The organism is Pseudanabaena sp. PCC 6802 (assembly GCF_000332175.1).
In the GTDB taxonomy this organism is placed as follows: Bacteria; Cyanobacteriota; Cyanobacteriia; order Pseudanabaenales; family Pseudanabaenaceae; genus PCC-6802.
In genome coordinates, this window is record NZ_KB235914.1 from 3,296,617 (window position 1) to 3,319,566 (window position 22,950).

The 22,950-nt window shown below is 49.3% G+C and carries 19 protein-coding genes; 10 read left to right on the plus strand and 9 right to left on the minus strand.

The genetic code is table 11. The features are described 5' to 3' along the window. Position 1: 1 nt before the first annotated feature. The 3 genes from PSE6802_RS0121055 (at position 2) to PSE6802_RS0121065 (ending at position 2,802) form a co-directional block, all read left to right on the plus strand. A complete protein-coding gene (locus tag PSE6802_RS0121055; protein ID WP_019502015.1) occupies positions 2–1,462 on the plus strand; it encodes a serine/threonine protein kinase in 1,461 nt (486 codons plus the stop codon). A gap of 75 nt (positions 1,463–1,537) precedes the next feature. Beyond that, positions 1,538–1,867 (plus strand): hypothetical protein, encoded by a 330-nt coding sequence (locus tag PSE6802_RS0121060; RefSeq protein WP_156815612.1) that lies wholly within the window; start codon positions 1,538–1,540, stop codon positions 1,865–1,867. Next, positions 1,864–2,802, plus strand: a complete 939-nt coding sequence (locus PSE6802_RS0121065) for an SPFH domain-containing protein (protein WP_019502017.1) — start codon at positions 1,864–1,866, stop codon at positions 2,800–2,802. The genes PSE6802_RS0121060 and PSE6802_RS0121065 overlap by 4 nt, the downstream gene beginning before the upstream one ends. Positions 2,803–2,890: 88 nt before the next feature. Here PSE6802_RS0121065 and PSE6802_RS0121070 read toward each other — a convergent pair whose 3' ends face one another. From PSE6802_RS0121070 to kdpA, 5 genes are all read right to left on the minus strand, one after another. Then, positions 2,891–4,012: a histidine kinase gene (locus tag PSE6802_RS0121070; RefSeq protein ID WP_036945698.1), complete on the minus strand. Its 1,122-nt coding sequence runs from the start codon at positions 4,010–4,012 to the stop codon at positions 2,891–2,893. A 55-nt stretch (positions 4,013–4,067) separates the two neighbouring features. Then, on the minus strand, positions 4,068–4,706 hold the full coding sequence (gene kdpC, locus PSE6802_RS0121075; protein WP_019502019.1) for a K(+)-transporting ATPase subunit C: 639 nt from the start codon (positions 4,704–4,706) through the stop codon (positions 4,068–4,070). Beyond that, a complete protein-coding gene (locus PSE6802_RS35960; RefSeq protein WP_083901726.1) occupies positions 4,706–4,987 on the minus strand; it encodes a potassium-transporting ATPase subunit F in 282 nt (93 codons plus the stop codon). The genes kdpC and PSE6802_RS35960 overlap by 1 nt, the downstream gene beginning before the upstream one ends. A 105-nt stretch (positions 4,988–5,092) precedes the next feature. Continuing rightward, positions 5,093–7,234 (minus strand): potassium-transporting ATPase subunit KdpB, encoded by a 2,142-nt coding sequence (kdpB, locus tag PSE6802_RS0121085; protein WP_019502021.1) that lies wholly within the window; start codon positions 7,232–7,234, stop codon positions 5,093–5,095. Positions 7,235–7,661: 427 nt separating this feature from the next. Then, entirely contained in the window at positions 7,662–9,395 is a 1,734-nt protein-coding gene (gene kdpA, locus PSE6802_RS0121095; protein ID WP_019502023.1) for a potassium-transporting ATPase subunit KdpA, read from the minus strand. A 208-nt stretch (positions 9,396–9,603) separates the two neighbouring features. On the opposite strand from kdpA, the gene PSE6802_RS0121100 reads away from it, so the two are divergent. Both PSE6802_RS0121100 and PSE6802_RS0121105 read left to right on the plus strand, forming a co-directional pair. After that, positions 9,604–10,740, plus strand: a complete 1,137-nt coding sequence (locus PSE6802_RS0121100; RefSeq protein ID WP_019502024.1) for a sensor histidine kinase — start codon at positions 9,604–9,606, stop codon at positions 10,738–10,740. Continuing rightward, complete coding sequence (locus PSE6802_RS0121105) at positions 10,706–11,407, plus strand: response regulator (protein WP_019502025.1); 702 nt, start codon at positions 10,706–10,708, stop codon at positions 11,405–11,407. The genes PSE6802_RS0121100 and PSE6802_RS0121105 overlap by 35 nt, the downstream gene beginning before the upstream one ends. Before the next feature lie 7 nt (positions 11,408–11,414). On the opposite strand, the gene PSE6802_RS0121110 is transcribed toward PSE6802_RS0121105, so the two are convergent. Next, positions 11,415–12,155 (minus strand): class I SAM-dependent methyltransferase, encoded by a 741-nt coding sequence (locus PSE6802_RS0121110; protein ID WP_019502026.1) that lies wholly within the window; start codon positions 12,153–12,155, stop codon positions 11,415–11,417. A 125-nt stretch (positions 12,156–12,280) separates the two neighbouring features. Here PSE6802_RS0121110 and PSE6802_RS0121115 point away from each other — a divergent pair, with 125 nt between their 5' ends. Then, positions 12,281–12,904, plus strand: coding sequence for a class I SAM-dependent methyltransferase (locus PSE6802_RS0121115; protein ID WP_019502027.1), 624 nt, complete (start codon positions 12,281–12,283; stop codon positions 12,902–12,904). Positions 12,905–12,977: 73 nt separating this feature from the next. Further along, a complete protein-coding gene (locus PSE6802_RS0121120; RefSeq protein WP_019502028.1) occupies positions 12,978–13,415 on the plus strand; it encodes a secondary thiamine-phosphate synthase enzyme YjbQ in 438 nt (145 codons plus the stop codon). Between the two features lie 128 nt (positions 13,416–13,543). On the opposite strand, the gene PSE6802_RS29905 is transcribed toward PSE6802_RS0121120, so the two are convergent. The 3 genes from PSE6802_RS29905 to mutS form a co-directional block, all read right to left on the minus strand. After that, positions 13,544–14,764, minus strand: a complete 1,221-nt coding sequence (locus PSE6802_RS29905; protein ID WP_019502029.1) for an SUMF1/EgtB/PvdO family nonheme iron enzyme — start codon at positions 14,762–14,764, stop codon at positions 13,544–13,546. Between the two features lie 174 nt (positions 14,765–14,938). Further along, positions 14,939–16,417 carry an alpha-amylase gene (locus tag PSE6802_RS0121130; RefSeq protein ID WP_019502030.1) on the minus strand — a complete coding sequence of 493 codons (1,479 nt, stop codon included), beginning with the start codon at positions 16,415–16,417 and terminating at the stop codon, positions 14,939–14,941. A gap of 146 nt (positions 16,418–16,563) precedes the next feature. Then, a complete protein-coding gene (mutS, locus tag PSE6802_RS0121135) occupies positions 16,564–19,176 on the minus strand; it encodes a DNA mismatch repair protein MutS (protein WP_019502031.1) in 2,613 nt (870 codons plus the stop codon). 138 nt (positions 19,177–19,314) lie between these two features. Here mutS and PSE6802_RS0121140 point away from each other — a divergent pair, with 138 nt between their 5' ends. The 3 genes from PSE6802_RS0121140 to lon all read left to right on the plus strand — a co-directional run bounded on the left by PSE6802_RS0121140 (position 19,315) and on the right by lon (position 22,867). Further along, entirely contained in the window at positions 19,315–19,893 is a 579-nt protein-coding gene (locus PSE6802_RS0121140) for a dihydrofolate reductase family protein (protein WP_019502032.1), read from the plus strand. Between the two features lie 185 nt (positions 19,894–20,078). Beyond that, the gene (locus PSE6802_RS0121145) at positions 20,079–20,405 is read left to right on the plus strand and encodes an Hsp20/alpha crystallin family protein (protein ID WP_202950720.1); all 327 of its coding nucleotides are present in this window, start codon (positions 20,079–20,081) and stop codon (positions 20,403–20,405) included. Continuing rightward, positions 20,402–22,867: an endopeptidase La gene (gene lon / locus PSE6802_RS0121150; RefSeq protein ID WP_019502034.1), complete on the plus strand. Its 2,466-nt coding sequence runs from the start codon at positions 20,402–20,404 to the stop codon at positions 22,865–22,867. Before PSE6802_RS0121145 ends, lon begins: the two co-directional genes overlap by 4 nt. Positions 22,868–22,950: the final 83 nt, after the last annotated feature.

Genomic DNA, 22,950 nt, shown 5'->3' on the forward strand with positions numbered 1-22,950 from the left:
TATGCTAGAGGCAAATCAAGTATTACACGATCGCTATCAGGTTCAGAAACAACTGGGCCGGAATGCTGGCAGGCAAACCTGGTTAGCCTTAGATCTAGAAAGCCAGGAAACGGTAATACTTAAACTGCTAGCGTTTGGGGAGGAAGTGCAATGGCAGGATCTGAAGCTATTCGAGCGCGAAGCTCAGGTCTTGCAGCAACTCAAGCACCCGCGCATTCCCAAGTACCGCGATTATTTTTCGATTGACGATCGCACCCTCTGGTTTGGCCTGGTGCAGGAATATATTCCTGGCTCGTCGCTTAAGGAATTGCTAGATCGGGGCAAAAAATTTAGCGACAGCGAGATTGTCGCGATCGCCACGCAAGTTTTGCAAATTCTCACTTATCTCCACGAGCTAAGCCCTCCCGTTCTGCATCGAGATATTAAACCCAGTAATTTGATTTTGGATCGTAACCAGCAAACCTATTTGGTGGACTTTGGCGCGGTACAGGATAAAGCAGCAGTGGAGGGCAAAACCATGACCATAGTTGGCACCTACGGTTATGCCCCCATCGAGCAGTTTGGTGGCAAATCCGTTGCAGCGTCGGATCTCTACGCGCTCGGCGCGACGCTTATCCATTTACTCGTGGGAGTTTCGCCAGCGGAATTACCACAAGACAACATCCGTATAGAATTCGAGCATCTCACCAGCGCTCCGCCAAGATTGGTGAAATGGATAGCGAAAATGACAGAGCCATCTGCAAAACAGAGGTTTAGCTCGGCGAGGGAAGCGATTGCTGCCTTCGAGTCCGGCGATATCCTGCAACGCAAAGCGGACAAAACACAAGAGAATACATCTCAGTCACGTCGTCAAGACCTAAAAGCACTCTTGCCAAACATAACCTCTATCAAGTTGGAAAAGTCAAAAGCCAAACTTGCTATCACTATACCAGGACGATTTGCCAAAATCGAACCCACTAAATGGCGAAAGTTCCCATTGACTTTAGCAATCCAACTTTCCAGTTCGAGGATTTCGTGGCTGGGCTTGGGCGTACTCATCTGTGTATTACTGATAGCTTCCCCTGTTTTATTCCACATCACCTTTATATTGCTCAGTACTGGGATTTTTGGACTTATCCCTTTAGTAATTGTATCTCTCATTCTAGTTAACTTGTTTCAGCCTTATGGATGTACTCATGTCGAGTTTAATCGGCGACAATTCGTGATTCAAAAAATTTTATTTAATTTTATCTTTTTTGAAATTCAAGGTAAAACCTCTGATATTGATTATGCGATCTGCTATGCTATCGCAGATGATACAGATAGCATCTCTTCCAATGCTACGATCGCCATTCAGACTCAGGATAAGAAATACTTGATTAAGAACCATTCTCATTCCTCTAGGGATTGGCAAATCAGCGAACGAGAGACAGTATGGCTCGCTCAAGAAATACAAGACTGGTTAAGAATGGAAGAGGAATAATTCATTCGGGAGGGACAGTTGTTGAGGAATAGGATAACACGAAGATGGGTTTCTATAGGTATAGGGGAGGTGGTTTTGTGTTTGATTTTACTGGCGATCGCGCCGATATTTCTTAATTCCAATTTACCAATAATTGGCTTTGCGATCTGGTTTGCGATTCCGCTGATGTTCGGCAGCTCAATTATCTATATCATCCGTAAAATAGTTGATACAATAAAAACACGGGATAAGTTTATCGGGGTGTTTCCAGAGTATTCTTACCTGAAAATTACAGATTTTTTGGGCATTTCATCTCGGGAGATGAGTCAACGACTAGAAGCATACATGGCAATTCAGGACGAAAGCGATCGCGATATTCTCAACATTACACCTCTAGATTTATTGCATCAACCTCAAAGAAAATGAAATCAAGATTTGGACAGTTTATTCTTTTGGCAGCGATCGTAGGTACGAGTACTGCCTGTGGCGTAGTGCCTGGTACCAGCGTCAAAACCGTAGAGCCTGGTTACGCTGGACTAAAAATTCAATTATACGGCGGAGAAAAAGGAATTGAGAACGCGCAACTCGTTTCCGGTCGAGTTTGGTATAACGGCTACACCGAAGAAGTAGTGATCTTCCCCACTTTCGTCAATACCTACCAATTCACCAAAGATCCAACCGAGGGTTCCCCCAATGATGAAGCCATAGTGTTTTCCGTAGGCGGCAGCCCCGTCTCGGCAGATGTGGGAATCTCCTTTGGATTTACCTCCGAGCAATTGCCTGGAACTACAAAAACCAAGTTACACCAATTCTACGAGACCTATCGTAAGACTCCAGAGCAATTCCGCGCCAACGAACTGAGGAACGGATTGAGAAAATGTTTTGGAGAAGTATCTGAAAATCTGAAGCTAACGCCTGCCATGCTGCCAGTTAGCCAACAAAAACTAGTTACGAGCGTAGTTGATTGCACGCAGAAGCGATTTCCCATTATTGCAGTTCAAGATATCTCGTTGCTATCTCCCCTCCGCCTGCCACCAGACATCCAAAAGAGTATCGACGAACAATTTGCCGCTCAACAAGCCGCTCAAACTGCAGAGTCGAATCGCCGTAAGGTAGAGGCTGAAGCAGCAGCAAACGTAGCAAAGGCGAAAGGGGAAGCGCAGGTCACAATCGAACAGGCAAAAGCAGAAGCAGAAGCGAATCGCCTGCGGGCAGGTTCGATTACGCCTCAACTATTGGAATTAGAACGATTGCGAGTCGATCGCGCCCGAGTCGAAAAGTGGAACGGTCAGCAAGCCCCCACCATCCAGTCTCCTAACGTGCAGATTAGCGGTAGCAGCGTCCAAACCCCTGGCAGATAGTTTCAATCATAATCTTTGCGAAAAAAAACTCAGCTTTGCAAGGCTAAGTTTAGGTGAGGCCGATCGAGCTAAAGGCATTAGTAAGCAACTATTTGTCAGTAGAAATGATATGCAGATCGATGTGTTTGCGGCGGATTAGCTCCATCAAACGTTGGGTGAAAGAGCCTTTGATTAACTTTTGCCAGAAAGATTGCTGAGTTTCACCAATCACAATTTGGGTAATGCGATATTGCTCGGCGACCGCAGCGATCGCTTCTGCAACATTGGTGTTACTCACGCGTAGAAATTTCCCTGCAAATTCATGGCAGAGTTTCTCGCATGTTTCAACATGCAGCGATTCTGCTTTACTGAGGAAGCGATTGGGATTATCGACAAAGATGACGTAAAAAGGAGCGTTCATATAGCTTGCAATGCGAGCGCCTCTGCGCAGCAATTGGATGGCATTGGGGTAGGTAGAGACGCAGACTAACACTCGTTCGTGCACGCTACAGGCTTGCTCTCTTAAGGTAAGTTCATTGGCTTCTTCTTCGACCGTATCGGCAACTTCGCGTAACGCTAGTTCTCGTAGGGCGATGAGATTGCGACGTTTAAAGAAATTTTCTAAGGATTGCTGGATTTTGGTAGGGGCGTAAATCTTACCGTCGAGCAGGCGCTGCTCCAGGGTTTCTGGCGTGACATCAACAACTACCACCTGATCGGCATCTTCCAAGATACGATCGGGAATGCGCTCTCGCACTACCACGCCAGTAATGCGAGCGACGAGATCGTTCAAGCTTTCAATGTGCTGAATATTAATAGTCGAGTAGACATCGAGACCAGTCTCTAAGAGAACCTCTACATCCTGATAGCGTTTCTCGCGTACGGAGCCAGGAACGTTGGTATGCGCCAGTTCATCAACCAACACTAGTTGCGGCGATCGCGCCAGAACTGCGTCGGTGTCCATTTCTGTTAAGGTTAATCCAGCTTGGGCGATCGTCTTCCGGGGAATGACTTCTATCCCAGTGGCTTTGTCTGCAGTTTCCTTGCGTCCGTGGGTTTCCAGCAGTCCTACAACTACATCAATACCCTCTGCTTTAAGCTGATGGGCTTCTTCCAGCATCTTATATGTCTTACCGACACCAGGAGCCATGCCGATAAAGATTTTGTGCTTACCTCGCCGAGCTGAGCGGATATAGGTACTATCTGGAGAACAATCTGATGAGTGATGCATATGGAGTAAGGCTTCGTGATAATCGGCAGCACAAACATGTCTGAGAAATTTGAGGTTATTTCTTCAATCCATCTAACGCTAAATTGAGCTTCAACACGTTCGTGCCCGGTTCGCCAAAGATACCTAGGAAACGACCGTCGGTGTTTTGTGCGATGAGAGTTTCAAGCTGACCTGGTTGTAGTCCCCGTGCCTTCGCTACGCGATCGATTTGCGCTCTCGCCGCTTCTGGGGAGATGTGAGGATCGAGACTGGAGCCGGATGTATAGATTAGATCGGCTGTTGGCTTTACACCTGCTTTTTGCAATCTGGGGATATCGCCTTCGATCGCTTTCTGCGGATTGGGATCGGACTTTCCTTTGATGCGATCTATTAGATCTGGATTGCTTGGAGCCAAATTGCTTGCACCCGAAACTCCTGTTTTGAGAATCCCAGCATCATCTTTTTGGGGATCGGCTGTGCTGTAGTTCGTCGTGCTGGGACGGCTGTTAAAATATCTATCGCTAGTAAAAGGTTGCCCGATTAACGCCGAGCCGACGGTTTTCCCTTGGGCATCGGTTAGGATGCTACCATTTGCCTGAAATGGGAAGGCAATTTGCCCAAACGCAAGCATTGCCAGGGGATAGATTAAGGCAGTTATTATCCAAAGTACCAGGGTAGTACGTACGGCTCTCCCGATCTCGCGTGTAAAACTCATTAGAATTTCTCCGGTACGAACATGACAAAGAATAAATAGATAGACAACGCCAGCGTTGCTAATCCCAGCACCCCGATCGCCCAGGCTTGGGTGCGAGATAGTTCGTTGTTGTTAGCTGAATAGACGACAGGTGCGACAACAAGATTAAAACAGAGAGTCATAAATAAATACAATGGCAGCTTTCGTCTGCGCCATACCGACCGGATCTGAGTTGCACCTTCAAAAATTCGGATCGAATTTCGGGACGATGAATTTAATTGGTTTGAATGATGGCTTTTCATATAACTTAGAATCGTGGATTAAATAGAACCGATAATTGGGGTGCAGGGGCAGTGCCCCTGCTTGGGGGTGTAGCCCCCAAACCCACTTAATTTAATTCGTAATCCTTAGGACAATGGCAAAATCAAATCGATCGCTTTAATTGCAATAAACGGTGCGATAATCCCGCCTAATCCATAGATCGACATGTTTCGCTGTAACAGTCGATCGGCGGCGAGGGGACGGAATTGTACGCCTTTGAGCGCCAACGGAATCAACGCAGGAATGATTAGAGCGTTGTAGATTAGTGCCGCAACGATTGCCGATTCAGCACTCTTCAATCCCATAATGTTGAGCGCCCCAATCCCTGCTGTTGCAAAGATGGTGGGAATAATGGCGAAATATTTGGCGATGTCATTGGCGATCGAGAAAGTCGTCAGCGCGCCGCGAGTGATTAGAAGTTGTTTGCCGATCGTGACTAGATCGATCAGCTTTGTGGGATCGGAATCGAGATCGACCATGTTGGCTGCTTCTTTCGCCGCCTGGGTGCCAGAGTTCATCGCTAAACCCACGTTGGCTTGCGCCAGGGCAGGTGCATCATTGGTGCCATCTCCAGTCATCGCAACCAGCTTCCCTTCCGACTGTTCCTGTCGAATTACATCGATCTTGTCTTCGGGAGTTGCTTCCGCAATGAACTCATCTACGCCTGCTTCTTTGGCAATCACGGAGGCGGTAATGCGATTGTCTCCAGTAAGCATAATGGTTTTTACCCCCATACGGCGCAATTGATCGAAGCGTTCTCGCAGTCCCGGTTTCACGATGTCTTTGAGATAGATCGCGCCATACATATCGCTGCCCTGGCAAACTGCCAGGGGCGTTCCACCCATGTGAGATATGCGCTCGTAGGCTTCATCAAGGGCTTCTGGTACATAACCACCACGAGAGCGGACAAAGCCTTTGATGGCATCGACAGCACCTTTGCGATATTCTCGTCCATCTAGATCGGTACCGCTCATGCGCGTGCGGGCGGAGAACTCAATCCCTTCTGCAACTTTGCCATCGATATCGACAGTTGCCCCCAACTCCTGAGCTAACTTGACGATCGACCGACCTTCCGGCGTTTCATCAAATACGCTAGCAGCGAGGCAAATATTGGCGATTTCCTGCAACGAATGTCCGTTCACTGGAATAAATTCACTCGCCAGGCGATTCCCTAATGTAATCGTTCCAGTTTTATCTAGCACCAGGGTATTTACGTCCCCGCAGGCTTCCACAGCGCGGCCAGAGGTGGCGATGACGTTGAATTGCGCTACTCGATCCATACCGGCAATCCCGATCGCGCTTAACAATCCCCCGATCGTCGTTGGAATCAACGCCACGAGCAGCGAAATTAAGATTGCCACGCTCGCACCAGAGCGAAAAGTATTGGCAGTAGTCGTACCTACCGTTATTTCGAGGAAATTTGCGACATAATTCGCGATCGGCGGTACGGTTGCCACCACAATCAGAAACACTTGGGTCAAAACTGCCAGCAAAACTGTCAAAGCAATTTCGTTGGGTGTTTTCTTGCGGGAAGCTCCTTCAACGAGGGCAATCATGCGATCGATAAAACCCTGCCCCGGATCTTGAGTAATTCTCAGCAGCAACTGGTCGGAAATGATGCGGGTGCCGCCCGTCACCGAACTCATGATGTCCGTCCCTGGTTGTTTGAGCACCGGAGCCGATTCACCCGTAATCGCGGACTCGTCCACTGATGCAATCCCTTCAATCACTTCGCCATCCGCCGGAATCATGTCGCCTGCAACCACGCGAACGATATCCCCGCGACGCAGAGCAGTCGAACTGACTGATTCGGTTTTGCCATCGGGTAAAACCTTTTGCGCAGTGGTATCGGAGCGCGTCGATCGCAGCGAGTCAGCCTGTGCTTTACCGCGTCCTTCCGCTACGGCTTCCGCAAAATTGGCGAAAACCACCGTGAAAAACAAGATGAAGGTAATGATGCCGTTCAGCAACCGCTGCTGGTTCATGTCAGCTCGAACAGTACCGAACAGATTGGGATCGAAGGTAACTAGTAGAGTCACGATCGTGCTCGCCCAAACCACGAACATCACCGGGTTTCTCACAGCAATGCGAGGATCGAGCTTAACGAACGCCTCTTTTATCGCTCTTTGATATAGCCCGCTCAGCTTTACTTTAGGCGTGTGCTTGCGACTATCGCGAGGGCCGTGGGGTCGCCGAATCGAACGAGTCGAAGTAGAATCGGATTGCATAACGTTTGGAATGATGAACTGAAGTATAAGTGTGAGTTTTTTCAATCAGTTGTTTTTTCGATCTAGTGTTGCAAATCATAAATTTTGCAAGATGGGGGAATGGGGGCAAAGCCCCCAGAAGGGGTTCCACCCCTCCACCCCCTCCAAAACTTTTGTTTTGGTGTACTAGTAAATAAAATCCCCGTAGGGGGCAGGTTTTGCAGTTTATCTTCGGTTAAAACCATTAGGCTTGGGCTAAACCTGCCCCTACACCTGGGTATATTGTTTCGTAGAAATCTCCTTATAGCGTTTTTCACTTGAGAACGGGTTTTATTGACGGGGTGAAGGGGTTCCACCCCTTCTTGGGGGCAGCGCCCCCAAACCCCCTTCTCGTTTTTATCTGAAAACCGCTATAAGTATCCTTACTTTTTTAGGACTACCGATGTTGTTAGCCACCTCTAGCAATTTGGAAAGCTTCGGCGATCGGTCCAAGTGCTAGTACTGGGAAGAAGGTGAGCGCCCCGAGGATGAGAATGATGCCTGCCGTCACGCCTGTAAACAATCCCGTATCGGTTCTGAGAGTCCCAACTGTCAAAGGCACGGGCTGCTTGCGCGACATGCTATCGGCGAGGAGCAGCAATGCCACGATCGGGATATAACGACCCGCTAGCAGACTAAATGACGTACTTAAGTTCCACCACAGGGCAGCAGGCGCAGGTTGACTGTCTGATAATCCTTCAAACCCAGAACCATTGTTGGCAGCGGCAGAAGCATATTCGTACAGCACTTGCGTCAGGCCGTGAAAGCCGGGATTGGTGATGCCGTTAAAAAGACCCTGGGCGGCATCTGCCCCCGCACTCGGGAAAGATAGCGCGATCGCTCCCGGCAGCAAAATCGCGATCGGATGCACCATCAAAATCAGAAAACTTGCCAGTACTACTTCCCGCTTCTCGATCTTGCGTCCTAAAAACTCCGGCGTGCGTCCCACCATTAATCCCGTAACAAACACCGCCAGAATCAGATAAGCAAACAGGTAAGCCGTGCCTGTGCCCTGCCCACCCCAGACGATTTGCAGCAGCATGTTTGAGAGGGTGACAAAGCCACCACCGGGCATAAAGGAATCGTGCATGCTATTGACGGCTCCAGTCATAGTGCCCGTTGTCATGACCGAAAATAGTGCCGACTGCGCCCAACCAAAGCGAACTTCCTTACCTTCTAGATTGGGAGCCAGACTGCCTAACAGGGCATTGACAGCGGGATTCCCGTTGTACTCGCCGATCGCACCAACGGCAACAAACACCACAAAAATTACCATCACCAACCCGTACACCAACCAGGCTTGCTTTTTGTGATTGGCAATTACCCCATAGGTGTAGATGAATGACGCAGGAATTGCCACCATACCGACAATTTGTAGCAGGTTGGTAAAGCCATTGGGGTTCTCAAACGGGTGAGCGGAGTTAATCGCAAAGAATCCACCGCCATTTTCCCCCAGTTCCTTCATCACCTCGAAGTGAGCCACAGGGCCGCGAGCGATCGCCTGACTAATAGCTGGATTTTCTAACGTGGGAACGATCGCTGGGCCTGCTAGGGTTTCTGGCACCCCAGCAGCGATGAAAACAATCGTACCAACGATCGCGATCGGTAAATGAATCCGCGTAATCGTCCGAATCAGATCTACGTAAAAGTTGCCCAGCGGTCTGCCGGTCAGTCCCCGAATAAAGGCAACCCCAACTGCCATTCCGGTGGCAGCCGAGACAAAAAACATGTAGCCCAATCCAGCAAACTGAGCAAAATAACCGTAGGTCGTTTCGCCGGAGTAGTGTTGTTGATTGGTGTTGGTAATAAACGAAATAATCGTATGCAGGTTTGTGTCCCAGGTGGGCGAACTCAGCCCCGTGGGATTAAAGGGCAACCACCCCTGCCCAAACAGAATCGAGGCCAGCAGCAGCGCCATTGCCGCATTACTAAACAGCACGGCTCTAGCATATTGCCAACCCGTCATATTCTCTTGGGCTTGGCATCCGCTCAGGCGATAAATCTGCGACTCGATCAGATTCAAAATTGGATCGAGCAGCGATCGCTGCCCCAGATAGATGCGCGCCATGTATCCACCCAGAAAGGGAGTAATCGCTACTACAATCAGCAGCATCAAGGCAATCTGAAACCATCCTTGCAACATAAGTCTTTGTTCTTCTCCAACAGAATAATTGATGATTCAACCAGAGATTTTCCCGCTGAAACCGGATGGGCAATGAAGCAAATTCCTCATCAACTATCATGAACGATTTTGTAGAATTGACAAGGTATAACTTTGCCTCGTTCTTAGCATATACCTGTGATATAAAAGCGTTTAGATCGGCGTTTATCTGAAAACTGCTATACCCACGATGAAACCTGGTTCTTTATATCGAAACGCTCGCGCTCAATCCAGTCGATTGAAATGGTTTTGGATCGTTGTGGGATTATTTTCTATCGTTTTCATTCTGGAGTTCTCCACACCACCTGCATTTATTTTTGGTTATCTTTATATTGCGCCTATTTTGCTAGCAAGTACTCAGTTGGGCCAAAATTCAACCATCATAGCAACTATAATCTCGATCGCCCTCACCTTACTGAACCTCTGGATACCCGATAGTACTGATATCCATCCATCAACTATTGCCAATCGCATTATCGTTGTCATAGCATTACTGGTCACCGCTTTTTTGAGCGATCGCAATCGCTATTACCAGGAAGCAATTACGCAACAGCAATCGCAAATCCAGGCGAAGGAAAACCTAATGTGGTTGCGAGAAGACTTCACTTCTACACTTACTCACGATCTAAAAACTCCACTTTTAGGTGCAATTGAAACTCTCAAAGCGCTCCAGCAAGAAAGTTTCGGTGCGGTTTCCTCCGCTCAGCGATCGGTATTTGCCACGATGATCCGCAGCCATCAAACCAGTCTACGCCTACTTGAAACGCTACTGGATGTCTATCGCAATGATACCGAGGGCTTAACCTTACACCTCAGCTCGCTGGATCTCACTGCTCTGGCAGAGGAAACCGCAAGTACATTGCTCGATCTAGCTACGAGCCGTCGGGTGTATCTATCGTTTTGTTATGGAGAATCTGACTTTCGGCGATCGCTCTGGGTCAACGGCGATGCCTTACAACTGCAACGGGTGTTAACAAACTTACTGGTGAATGCAATTAATCACTCCCGTCGCGGCGATCGCGTGGAAATCGTACTGGAATCGCAAGCCTCTTATCAAGTCGTAAAAATCCTGGATACTGGTTCCGGCATTCAACCAGATGAATTTGCGCATCTATTTGAGCGATTTTATCAGGGGCACAGCGATCGGCAAGCCAAAGGCACTGGCTTAGGACTTTACCTGTCTCGACAGATCGTTGCCGCCCACGGCGGTATAATTTGGGCAGAGAACCGTTCGCCCATCGGTGCTTTATTCGGATTTAAACTTCCAGCCATCTCACCTCATCCCACCCCCCATGACTCCACAACCCCTGCGAATTCTTCTGGTTGAAGACGACGAACTATTCCGTCTGGGATTGCGGGTGCGCTTGCAGCAGCAGCCAGAGCTGGAAATTGTAGCAGAAGCCGAGGACGGCGAAACCGCGATCGAACTGGCGGGAACCCACGCTTTCGACGTTATTTTGTTAGATGTGGGGTTGCCAGGTATGGGTGGCATTGAAACCTGCTATCAGATCAAGCAACGCTATCCCAATCTTCCCATTCTCATTTTGACTTCCCATTCCCAAACCGCTCTCATTACTCGTTTGGTTGCGGCTGGTGCCCAAGGTTATTGCCTTAAGGGAATTGCAGCCGAAACCTTGATTCTAGCATTGCGATCGGTTGCATCTGGGGCATCCTGGTGGGATGCTACGGCAACTGAAACCATTCGCACTGGCCTAGAGCGCTCTACTTTACCCACCACTACAGACATACCTTCCAACGAGACTCATGGACTAACCCAACGGGAACAGGAAGTGCTAGCGTTGATTGCCGTTGGCAAAAGCAATCCAGAAATTGCTAAAGTTCTATACATTACACCTGGCACGGTACGGGTGCACGTGCATTCGATTTTGCATAAACTAGGGGTACGCGATCGCTCCCAAGCAGCGATCGTGGCACAACAGAATCAATTAATTTTCGAGTCAACTTCTGAAGATAGAACAAATAGAGAGATCTAAGGATTGGTTAATTCTTCGCGCACAGGTACGTGCCGAGTACACCATCGTCTATATGCTTACTTCTAACGGTAAAACCCGATCGCGCCAGCAGACCATCCATTACCCAATCATAGGTGGAATACTCCTCCCTGAAGTGTCCTTCGGCATCCTCGCGCAGAAAGTCTCCACCTGCTGCTGCTTGCTTCTGTACGAACGCACTGATGTTCGCTAGCGCATCATTCGCATCCATAATTACGTCGTGGATGTAAAGCTGTCCGCCAGGCTGCAACATATAATTCATTCGCTGTAGCGCGATCCCCTTCCAAAAATCCGGTAGGTGATGGAACGCAAAGGTTGTCACGATCGCATCCACGGGGCGATCGCCATGCTCGTAGGTGAGAAATCCTGCGTGGTGGAATTCGATGTTCGATACACCTGCCTGCCCTGCCCTGGTGCTGGCGAGCGCCAGCATAGCCTGCGAAACATCAACGGCATACACCTTGCTACAGCGCCGAGCGGCTTGAATGGCAAATACACCAGTACCAGATCCAAAATCTATCAGCGTGTCAGTAGAGCCGATTTTGAGTACGTCCAGGACGCGATCGCTTTCAGCTTCAATATCGCGAAAATCCGCGTGACTCGAATCGTAGACATCAACTTCAGCTTTGCTGCCGTAGTCCCTCCCAACTTGCTTAAATTCATCGTATTGCCAAGAAATGTGATTCCGCATCTTCAGTAAAATTTGTTTGCAAACCTGGTTTACGACCATAGGGATATGGTGTTACTTCCACGTCCCTTGCCTAAATTGAGGCATCTACGGCTATATTATATGGAAGCTATCTAGGAAAAACCATCTATTAAACTCATACTCTGCATAGAGTAAGGAACTTCACTATGGTCAACCTCTGGTCGTCTGCCGAACATGCACTGCGCTATCTGAGCATGGCCGATGCCATTCCCCATCGCACTGAGGGCGAAGGTGTACTGTTGGAGCACGTTCCTAAAACGGTGGAGCGGATTCTGGACTTAGGCACTGGTAGCGGTCGATTGCTGTCATTGCTGAAAATCGATCGCCCTCACGCTCAAAGTATTGCGCTGGATTTTTCCCCCACGATGTTAGAAGCAGCAAGAACCCAGTTTGCTGGTGATGATTCCGTGCGCGTAGCTGCTCATAACCTGGACGATCCTCTACCTAGCATGGGCAGATTCGATGCTGTGGTCTCTAGTTTTGCCATTCACCATCTCACCCACGCACGCAAGCGATCGCTCTACAGTGAAATTTTTGACGTGCTCGAACCCGGTGGCATCTTTTGCAATCTAGAACATGTGGCTTCACCCAATGCCAAAGTACACGCGCGGTTTCGAGCAGCGATCGGCATCAGCGAACAGCCTGAAGATCCATCCAACCAGTTGCTGGATGTGGAAACACAGTTGCAATGGTTGCGAGAAATTGGCTTTGAGGATGTGGATTGTTACTGGAAATGGCTGGAATTAGCTTTGCTAATCGGGGTCAAGTAGGAATCTTTAGATGATGCGGATTGTTACTGGAAATGGCTAGAATTAGCCTTACCGATCGGATTTAAGCAGAAATATGCCAACATTTAGCAAAATTGTAGAATTAGAAACCACTGCAGGAATAAGCATCCATAATCTTACTTCCCAAATTGAGGAGTTTGTGGCATCGACCCAAATTAGCAACGGTCAAGCGATCGTGTTTTCGCGTCACACCACGACCGCATTGGCGATCAACGAGTACGAATCGCGACTGTTAGACGATATCAAGGTGTATCTCAACAAACTGGCTCCACCTGGCGATCGCTACTTGCATAACGATTTACACCTGCGGATAGTGCCACCCGACGAACCAATGAACGCCCATTCCCATCTAATGGCAATGACGCTCAGTACGAGCGAGGTAATTCCGATTGTTGGCGCGAAACTTGCCTTGGGAACGTGGCAGTCCGTTTTATTTTTCGATCTAGACGGCCCCCGACGGAGAACCGTTTTGCTACAAATATCGGGCGATTAAAACCGATTAGGGATCCGCAATTAAATAACCTACCACGATCGGGAATGCGCCTCTGTAGGGGCGAACGGCCGTTCGCCCCTACGATTGGTATCCTATCAAACTGCAACTCCCTTATAGCTGTGTTGGCATTAGAACAGGTCGCAGGCGATGCGGAAGCTGATGTTGAAATACCTCAGATCCGCTGCATATCTGGCACGTTGAGACGAGCGGCAGTAGCCAGGGTTAAAGTCCCAGGAACCACCGCGCAACAAGCGCAGGCGGGCATCGCCACCAAAGTCCCAAGCTCTCCCATCAATGGGAGCACCTTGATAATTGTCGTGCCAACAATCCGCGCACCACTCCCAAACATTGCCATGCATGTCATATAGCCCAAAGTTGTTAGCAACCTCAAAACTACCAACAGGCGTTGTGCCCTCTCGATATATACCTTGCGGGCCGTTAGCGTAGATGTGGTTGGCATCGTAATTGGCTAAATCAGCTCTGATCGTTTCCCCGAAATGAAATGGTGTTTGCGTACCCGCTCGGCAGGCATATTCCCATTCCGCCTCTGTCGGCAAACGATACGGCCTACCCGTGCTTTTTGCCAGTCTGGCGCAAAACTCCACCGCATCATACCAGGACACGCACTCAATCGGATGGTTGTTGGTTTTAGGGGTAGCTGGTTGGGGGTTTAGCGATCGCTCTACCTGGGGAAGCTCTGCTACCGCCCGCCATTGCATTTGGGTAACCGTCACCCTTGACAGATAAAATGCCTTGAGCGTGACCTGATGTAAAGGCGATTCTGCTTCTTCCCGTTTTTCTTCCTTGGGATGAGATCCCATCATAAAAGTACCAGCAGGGATGGCAATCATATCCAGCTTAATACCATCACCAAGGTCTTCCTGGTAATAATTTGCTGTTTTTGTCTGATTGTCGATTTGCTGCCCCTGGGCATCAATGACGATCGCTTGAAAGCTCAACTCTTTTGTCTCAAATTTTGGTGTAGAGAAACTGGAGACGGTAGCAAAAGATTGCAGTTCCTGGCTTGACGTACTGCCCGATTCGGATCTTGCTTGCACTCGCTTCAGATCGAAATATGCCCGATCTAACTCTGACTGCAAGAGGGCATGATCTTGTTGCAATATGTAAAGCTGATTCTGGGTTTCAGCTAGCTGGGCCTTCAACTTAGCAATCTCAGCTTGAAACTGCACTCCCTCCTGTACCTGAGCGAGCAGTTGTGCGATCTGAGCTTGAGCATCGGCATGAGATTGGGTCAGTTGTAAAAGCTGCTCCCTTAGCTGCGATTGCTCCTGATGCGATCGCTCTAGCTGTGTTTTTAAATCTGGATTTTCTTGATTTAGGCGTTCCATGAACTCTTAGGGCATATCAACTTTAGATTGCATGGAGATCTCTCCTGGGTAGTCTACTTTACGAACGATACACGTCCATATGCTCAATACAGCATGAAGACACCACATTTTAGCACGGGCACTATCCATTAGACATCAGCATAGGCATCGCGGTTACATTGACACGTACAACAGTTATACCTCAACCCAAACTGAGACGGAGCCACCCTTACAATCAAACTCTCCCCAACCCCATTCATTTGTATACACGGGTTCTTGGATATGTTCGGTCAGGTCTACAAACTTAGCATCCGGTTTTCCAACCTCCATCCATTTGATCCCGTCCGAGCTATTACTCATCAGTACTGCCATAGCTTTAGGATGTTCTGCATCTCCTAGTCTAGTCCAACCAATTGTATTGGCACGATCGAAATAGTCGTACTGGGCACCGTAGCCATAGTGACGGCGGGCGTAAAGAAACTTATCAATTAGCCAGCGATGCGATGGCATCATGATTTTGTAACGGTTTCCATCTCTCCCGCTGTCTTCATATTCTGCCCCATAGTAGTCAGCATAGAACACGCAGGGATAGCCCTCGCGGCGAAGCAAAATGATGGCATAGGCAAGGGGTTTGAACCACGGCTCGACCACAGACTCTAGTGCTTGTAAAGGCTGCGAGTCGTGGTTTTCCACAAATGTCACGGCATAATAGGGGTTCTGCTGCATTAGCGTGCCATCAAAGATGCGTCGCATATCGTAGTTAGGGCCAGACTTACTGGCGTAATGGAAGTTGTAGTGTAACGGTACGTCAAACACTGCCATTCTGCCACCGACAGCACCGATGTACCATTGCAGGGTATTAATGTCGGGCATCCAGTACTCTCCCACCACAAACAAGTCCTTCCCAGCGTGGCGTTCCATTTCATCTAACCATTGTGGAAAAAACCAGGCAGAAATATGCTTAACCGCATCAAGCCGAAATCCATCAATGCTGATAGTGTCGAGATACCACTTACCCCAACGGATAATCTCATCGCGTACTTCTTGGCTTTGGAAATCGAGATCGCAACCCATGAGATACGAGAAATTGCCTTTCTCCAGTGCCACGTAGTCATCAAACTGTTTGCCTTCGAGGAGATAGATCGTGCCGCGATCGCTGCTGTTATACTCGCTATAGTCCACGGCATCAAAGTGCCACCAGTGCCATTCAAAATTAGAGTACTTTCCCTGCCGACCGGGAAATTTGAAGTGCGTATAGGTTTTGATTTCTTGCAGCCCACCTTTAGGAGTGAGGCGGTTGTCCTGGCTGTAGGGAGTTGCTTTGGGGGTTTCGGGCAAATCGCCACCCATTTTATGATTGAGTACCGCATCGGCATAGACCTGGAGACCAGCCGCATGGAGTGCTTTAGTGGCATCAATTAACTGAGCGCGCGTCCCGTATTTAGTACGGATCGTGCCGTGTTGGTTAAATTCACCTAGATCGTAGAGGTCGTAGACTCCGTAGCCCACATCAAATTTACCGCTTATACCCTTATAAGCGGGCGGCAACCACATGGCAGTGAACCCAGTATTAGCCAATTCGCTGGCTCTATTTCCCACCTCATTCCACAGGCTGCCATCATCGGGGATATACCAGTGAAAATACTGCATCATCGTACCATTAAGGTCTGCCATGCTCGCTCCTGTTCGATCTTGCGATTGCAAATAGCAAATATTCTACAATCTTATCGGCACTTGGGCAAAAGCTTCACGATCGTCATTCAAACCGTAAGGTGGGCAATGCCCACCCTACTACTACGGCAGCTACTGGTAATTATTTATCATCCATTGGCTTCAAAAATGGTGAGTTGATCCTTATCGCGGCGAGATTTTGATTTAGAAGAATTACGATCGCCTGCATTTCTAAGACCCGTAGCAATATGGCTGTTGCGATCGATCTGGACTAATAATTCCTTGGCTCGTTGAATTACAATCGGTGGTAGTCCGGCCAAACGCCCCACTTCAATCCCATAGGAGCGATCCGCGCCACCGGGCTGGACTTGATGTAAGAAAATAATCTCATCTTCTAGTTCCTTAACCGTAACTTGATAGTTAGCGACATTGGGAAGCAGGCTCGCAAGCTCGTTTAACTCGTGATAGTGGGTGGCAAATATACTGCGGGCTTTAATCGCAGTTGCGATATACTCCGCTACCGACCACGCGATCGCCATACCGTCAAATGTGGAAGTACCGCGCCCGATCTCATCCAACAACACTAGCGATGTCTCTTTGGCATGGTTGAGAATATTCGCCGTCTCGTTCATCTCTACCATAAATGTCGATTGTCCCGTAGCTAGATCGTCAACCGCACCAACGCGGGTAAAGATGCGATCGCACAAACCCAGAGCAGCCGATTGAGCAGGCACGAAACTACCCACCTGCGCCATCAATTGAATTAATCCCACCTGACGTAGAAAAATACTCTTGCCACTCATGTTCGGCCCCGTGAGAATTATCAGGTCGGGATGCAGCGATCGCTCAGACGCGCGATCGCCTGATTTATCCCCCGCTTTACTGCCTAAATGCGTGGAATTCGGCACAAAAAATCCGGCTGGTAGGGATTGCTCGACTACGGGATGGCGACCGTTGACAATTTCGATGGCGCGATCGTTTTGAATCGTAGGTTTGCAGTAGTTATACTTGACCGCAACTTCGGCGAAGCTAGCCAGGACATCCGCCGCCGCTAATGCTTGGGCGATGGCGCGCATGCTGGTGATGTGTTTGGCCGCCGCCGCGCGCAGTTCCACAAATAGCTCGTATTCCAATTGATTTAGCTCTGCCTTGGCGTTGAGAATGCGAGCTTCGCGTTCCTTTAACTCTGGCGTGATGTAGCGTTCTTCATTCGTGAGCGTCTGCTTGCGAATGTAGTTGTCAGGTGCTTGCTCGCTCTTACCTCGAGAGATACTGATATAATAACCGAAAGCTTTGTTAAACCCAACTTTCAGCGTGTTAATACCCGTGCGCTCTCGTTCGGTTTTCTCCAGGGCTGAAAGCCATTCCACATCGTCGATTGCCTGTTGTTTTAGTTCGTCTAGTTGGGGATTGATGCCGGAGCGAATTAGATTACCATCGGTGAGATAGATGGGCGGTTCCTCTACCAATGTGGAACAAAGTAAATCGGCGATTTGCTCTAGTTCTGGGGATACGGTTTGGAGTGCTGTCAAGTGAGGGGTTCGAGCTTCTGCGACCACATCTGCGACTGTCGAGAGTTTGCCGAGCGATGCCGCCAGCGCCACTAAATCCCTGGCATTAGCCGTACCCGCTCCCACACGACTGCACAATCTTTCGATGTCATAGATTTGGCTCAAACTGCTCCGTAAATTCTTGCGCAGGCTGTGATTTCTGGTCAGTTCCTCTACGGTATCGGCGCGATCGGCGATCGCCTGGATATCCTTGAGCGGCTGTAGCAACCAGCGGCGCAAAGCCCGACTGCCCATAGATGTGGCGGTTTGGTCTAATGCCCAGATTAACGATCCGGTAAGGGTGCCATCGCGTACGGTTTGCACGATCTCTAAATTGCGGCGCGTTTGATAATCGAGCAAAAGATAATCGCTAACCGTGTAGGTTGAGAGATTTTGCAAAGGAGCCTGAGTGTTCTTTTGCGTAGCGGAGAGATATTCCAATAAACCGCCTGCTGCTCTTACTGCTAGAGGTAAGCGATCGCAGCCAAAGCCTTCTAGCGATCGCACTCGAAACGTTTCTAAGAGACGCTGTTTGGCTTCGGTGAGAATAAATGGGGTCTGCGATCGCATCGTATAGCAAAAATGTTCCGGCAACTCCGGTGGAAGCGCTGGCACTCCACCACCTAAGGGATTGGGTGTATCGATAGGGATGAGAACTTCAGCGGGTTGCAATCGCAATAGTTCCTGTACTAGCTGCTCCGTACTATTTAGTTGCGTTGCCAAAAATTCACCTGTGGAAATGTCGGCATAGGCGATGCCCCAATTCTCTGAAGCCGAGACGATCGCTACTAGGAAGTTATTTTTCTTGGCCGTCAGCATCCCTTCTTCGATCGCGGTGCCGGGCGTAATCACTCGCGTCACTTCGCGTCGAACTAATCCCTGCGCTTCGGCAACGGTTTCCACCTGGTCGCAGATAGCAATGGAAAAGCCTTTTTCCACTAACTGGCTGGCATAACGCTCCAGGGCGTGATAGGGAATGCCTGCCATCGGAATGCGTCCCGCCTCTTTGCCGCCATCTCTGCCCGTCAGCACCAGTTCCAACACGCGCGACACAGTATGGGCATCTTCAAAAAATGTTTCGTAAAAGTCGCCCAAGCGGTACAGCAGTAAAGCCTGTGGGTACTGCTCCTTGACATCCAGGTAATGCTGCATCATGGGCGTTAAGGTCGAGCGATCGACCTGGGCTGAAAGTGGTATGGCGGATTCAGTCATTACTGGAGAATACTTAGGAGGTAAGAGTTTGATAAAGCTCCAGTTTACCAGGTCATTTCTTAATTAAAGAAACGAGAAGCAAGCTAGCTCAACATCAGAATTCAGTTATGTTAGGATCGAGCGCACGAGAAAAACTTTATGCGTCAACTCAAATACTTGGTTGCTTGTACCGTCGATCGCTTTATTGCTGGTCGTGATGATTCTTTCGACTTCTTTTTGATGGAAGGCGAACATATGACTGACATAATTCAGGAATTTCCTGAGACCATGCCAGCGCACCTACACGATCTCCTGGGAATTGCTGCCAATAATGAAAATAAGCATTTTGATACGGTCTTGATGGGGCGCAGAACCTATGAAATCGGTCAAAAGATAGGAATTACCAACCCCTATCCCCAGATGCAACAATACTTAATCTCTCGCAGTCTACAGGCAAGCCCAGATCCCAATATTAATTTAGTTTCTACCGATCCTGTCACCCTAGTCCGAGAATTGAAGCAGCAGCCTGGTAAGGATATCTGGCTGTGTGGCGGTGGCAATTTAGCAACAACACTTTTCCCAGCGATCGATGCGATGATTCTAAAAGTACATCCAGTCCTGCTGGGTACGGGTATCCCACTGTTGTCTGGTGCGATTAAACCAACCCCACTGGAAATCACCAGCAGCAAAATCTACAATAATGGTTGCATGTTATTGCATTACCGCTTGAAACATTGAAACAATGCAATGAACTTTTTAGGGCGTATTTTTGGTGTTTTTTGCACCCATCGATCGAATTCTTGGTAGAACGGCAGCAACTTCAGGGATGGAAATCTATGCGTTATCGTAGACTCAGCTACTCCTATACCGGCATTTTTACTGGAATGGGTTCCCCCTCGCCCACCGCTCCTTGGGGGAGCCGCATGCATGCAAGTTTTGCTCACCCGCAGTGGCACCCCCCTGCCGACCTGCACGAAACCCCCACAGCGTTAATTGTCAAAGTAGAAATTGCTGGTTTAGCAGATGAAGATTTTGAGATTTGTCTCTATGAAAATGCCCTGACGATCGAAGGGGAGAGAGCGTGGGAAATGCCCGAGGGAGATCGGCAATATCATGCGGTGAACATTCAATACGGATCGTTTCGTCTAGACGTACCCCTCAAACATAAGATCGATTGCGATCGCGTTCAGGCTCGCTACGATCGCGGTTTTCTCTACGTCATGCTACCGAAAATGGAGGTGGAGTCGTGACTCACGCAGGTTCGAGCAATGCTGGAAATAATAACGAGTATATTCCCGAGATTCCCGACGCGCTTCCGGTTTTACCGCTAATCGATACCGTGGTCGTACCCATGGCAGTAGCTCCCATTGTGGTGGGACACCAGCGCTCGATCGATCTAGTAGATGAGGTAATGCGTACCAATCGCCTGTTGGCATTAGTGGCTCAGCGCGATCCGGAAGCACATCCAGCGGGGCCAGACGATATCTACCGCGTCGGTACCGCCGCCATTATCCACCGACTCCTGCGGTTGCCAGATGGAACCTTACAACTGGTCGTGCAGGGATTAGAACGAATTCGGATTCTAGATTTTTTGCAGATAGAACCGTTTCTGGTGGCGAGAATTGACAGAGCGCCCGAACGCACGGTGGTAAATATGGAAATAGAAGCCCTGCGCCGTACCCTGGGCGACCTGTTTCGCAAACTCGTGCCTTTAACAAACGATATTCCCGACGAACTGGCATCTGCTGGCGACAATATCAGCGACCCGCGCATGTTTGCCTATCTGGTGACAGCGATGATGCCGATGGAAACTACAGTGCGGCAGGAAGTGTTGGAATTGGATGACACCGCAGATAAACTAAAACGGTTGATTAACTTGATGCAGCAGGAGCTAGCTGTCCGGGAGTTGCAACAGCAAATTGCTTCTGATGCCCGGGAAAAAATTTCCAAAACTCAACGGGAATATATTTTAAGAGAACAATTAAAGTCGATTCAGCAAGAACTGGGCGAGGAGGATACCGAGCAAGCCGAAATTCAAGAGTTGCGCCAACAGATGGAAGCAGCCAATCTACCTGCAGAAGCGCACAAAGAAGCCTTCCGAGAATTATCGCGACTGGAGCGCTTGCCCGCAATATCGCCGGAGTATGGTACGATCCGCACCTATCTCGACTGGATGGTGAGCCTACCCTGGAATGCCACGACTGGCAGCGCGATCGACCTCGTTTGTGCGGGTCAAATCCTCGATGAAGATCATTATGACTTGGAACGGATCAAAGACCGGATTTTAGAATACTTAGCGGTCAAAAAACTGAAAGCAGATCGTCAGGCTCAGTCAGGTTTACAGTCTCAATCTCAGCGGGAGACTGAGAATACCGATCGCAAAGAAACTGATAGCATGACTGAGAGCATTTTTGATGACAGCCGTCGAGAACCAATCCTGTGTTTTGTGGGACCGCCCGGTGTCGGCAAAACCTCTCTCGGACAGTCCATTGCCCGCGCCATGGGGCGCAAGTTCGTGCGTATCAGTCTGGGTGGCATTCACGACGAAGCCGAAATTCGCGGCCATCGCCGTACCTATATTGGAGCTTTACCCGGTCGCCTGATTCACGCCTTGCGACGAGCAGAAACTGCCGATCCCGTGTTTATGTTTGATGAGGTAGATAAGCTAGGCAGAGGCTTTCAAGGCGATCCGGCGGCTGCACTCTTAGAAGTTCTCGATCCAGCTCAGAATCATGCCTTTGTGGATACTTATCTCAGCGTTCCCTTTGACTTGTCCAGGGTGCTGTTTATCTGCACGGCAAACACAATTGAAACTATTCCATCACCGTTACTCGATCGCATGGAGATTTTGAGCCTTTCTGGTTACACGGAAATGGAAAAGCTGCACATTGCCCGTCGCTATCTGCTGCCCAAACAATTGCGCGCTAACGGTTTGCAGCTGCACGAACTCAAGATTCCCGATGCCGACTTGCAACGTATTATTCGCGAGTATACCCGTGAAGCGGGAGTACGCAATTTGGAACGGGAAATCGGTACTGTGATTCGCAAAGTGGCTCGCAAAATAGTCGAAGGTGCGACAACCCCAATTACGATTGAGGCGGAACAGATTCCAGATTACTTGCGACGACCCCGGTTTGAGAATGAAGTGGTGGAACGGATCGATCGCCCTGGCATTGCCACCGGCCTGGCATGGACTCCCGCAGGTGGAGACGTATTGTTTGTCGAAGCTGCAATGATGGGCGGACAGGAGGAACGGTTAGTACTGACAGGGATGTTGGGGGATGTGATGCGCGAATCGGCGCAGGCGGCTCTATCCTACGTGCATTCCAATGCGGAGAAACTCGGTATCGACCCCAAAACCTTTGTGGGTAAAGTGGTACACGTCCACGTACCTGCAGGGGCAACTCCTAAAGATGGGCCTTCGGCGGGGGTGACGATGGTAGCAGCGATCGCCTCCCTTGCCTCTGGCCGCTTGGTAAGGAACGATGTGGCTATGACTGGCGAAATTACGCTGCGCGGGAAAGTGCTACCTGTAGGCGGTATTCGTGAAAAAATGCTGGCTGCCTATCGAGCAGGAGTAAAAACGGTGATTTTGCCGCAGCGCAACCAACCAGATCTGGAGGACGTGCCCGATGAAGTGCAACGCGACCTGAAGTTTGTGTTTGCAACTGCTGCTGAGGAGGTGTTGGCGGCTGCCCTGGCACCTGTATGAGGTGGCGGCATCCTGCAAGAGTGGCGCGCAACTCTCGTGGCACGGCAGTAGCGCGATATCCTCACCCCAATTCTCCAGCTATA

Bases quoted from the DNA above. Each gene is read 5' to 3' on its own strand.
- kdpA (WP_019502023.1), bottom strand. From the start codon at position 9,395: ATGTTGCAAGGATGGTTTCAGATTGCCTTGATGCTGCTGATTGTAGTA.
- PSE6802_RS0121070 (WP_036945698.1), bottom strand. From the start codon at position 4,012: ATGCATCACTCATCAGATTGTTCTCCAGATAGTACCTATATCCGCTCA.
- PSE6802_RS0121140 (WP_019502032.1), top strand. From the start codon at position 19,315: ATGCGTCAACTCAAATACTTGGTTGCTTGTACCGTCGATCGCTTTATT.
- PSE6802_RS0121100 (WP_019502024.1), top strand. From the start codon at position 9,604: ATGAAACCTGGTTCTTTATATCGAAACGCTCGCGCTCAATCCAGTCGA.
- PSE6802_RS0121065 (WP_019502017.1), top strand. From the start codon at position 1,864: ATGAAATCAAGATTTGGACAGTTTATTCTTTTGGCAGCGATCGTAGGT.
- PSE6802_RS0121130 (WP_019502030.1), bottom strand. From the start codon at position 16,417: ATGGCAGACCTTAATGGTACGATGATGCAGTATTTTCACTGGTATATC.
- kdpB (WP_019502021.1), bottom strand. From the start codon at position 7,234: ATGCAATCCGATTCTACTTCGACTCGTTCGATTCGGCGACCCCACGGC.
- PSE6802_RS0121110 (WP_019502026.1), bottom strand. From the start codon at position 12,155: ATGGTCGTAAACCAGGTTTGCAAACAAATTTTACTGAAGATGCGGAAT.
- PSE6802_RS29905 (WP_019502029.1), bottom strand. From the start codon at position 14,764: ATGGAACGCCTAAATCAAGAAAATCCAGATTTAAAAACACAGCTAGAG.
- kdpC (WP_019502019.1), bottom strand. From the start codon at position 4,706: ATGAGTTTTACACGCGAGATCGGGAGAGCCGTACGTACTACCCTGGTA.
- PSE6802_RS35960 (WP_083901726.1), bottom strand. From the start codon at position 4,987: ATGAAAAGCCATCATTCAAACCAATTAAATTCATCGTCCCGAAATTCG.
- PSE6802_RS0121055 (WP_019502015.1), top strand. From the start codon at position 2: ATGCTAGAGGCAAATCAAGTATTACACGATCGCTATCAGGTTCAGAAA.
- PSE6802_RS0121145 (WP_202950720.1), top strand. From the start codon at position 20,079: ATGCATGCAAGTTTTGCTCACCCGCAGTGGCACCCCCCTGCCGACCTG.
- mutS (WP_019502031.1), bottom strand. From the start codon at position 19,176: ATGACTGAATCCGCCATACCACTTTCAGCCCAGGTCGATCGCTCGACC.
- PSE6802_RS0121115 (WP_019502027.1), top strand. From the start codon at position 12,281: ATGGTCAACCTCTGGTCGTCTGCCGAACATGCACTGCGCTATCTGAGC.
- PSE6802_RS0121120 (WP_019502028.1), top strand. From the start codon at position 12,978: ATGCCAACATTTAGCAAAATTGTAGAATTAGAAACCACTGCAGGAATA.
- PSE6802_RS0121105 (WP_019502025.1), top strand. From the start codon at position 10,706: ATGACTCCACAACCCCTGCGAATTCTTCTGGTTGAAGACGACGAACTA.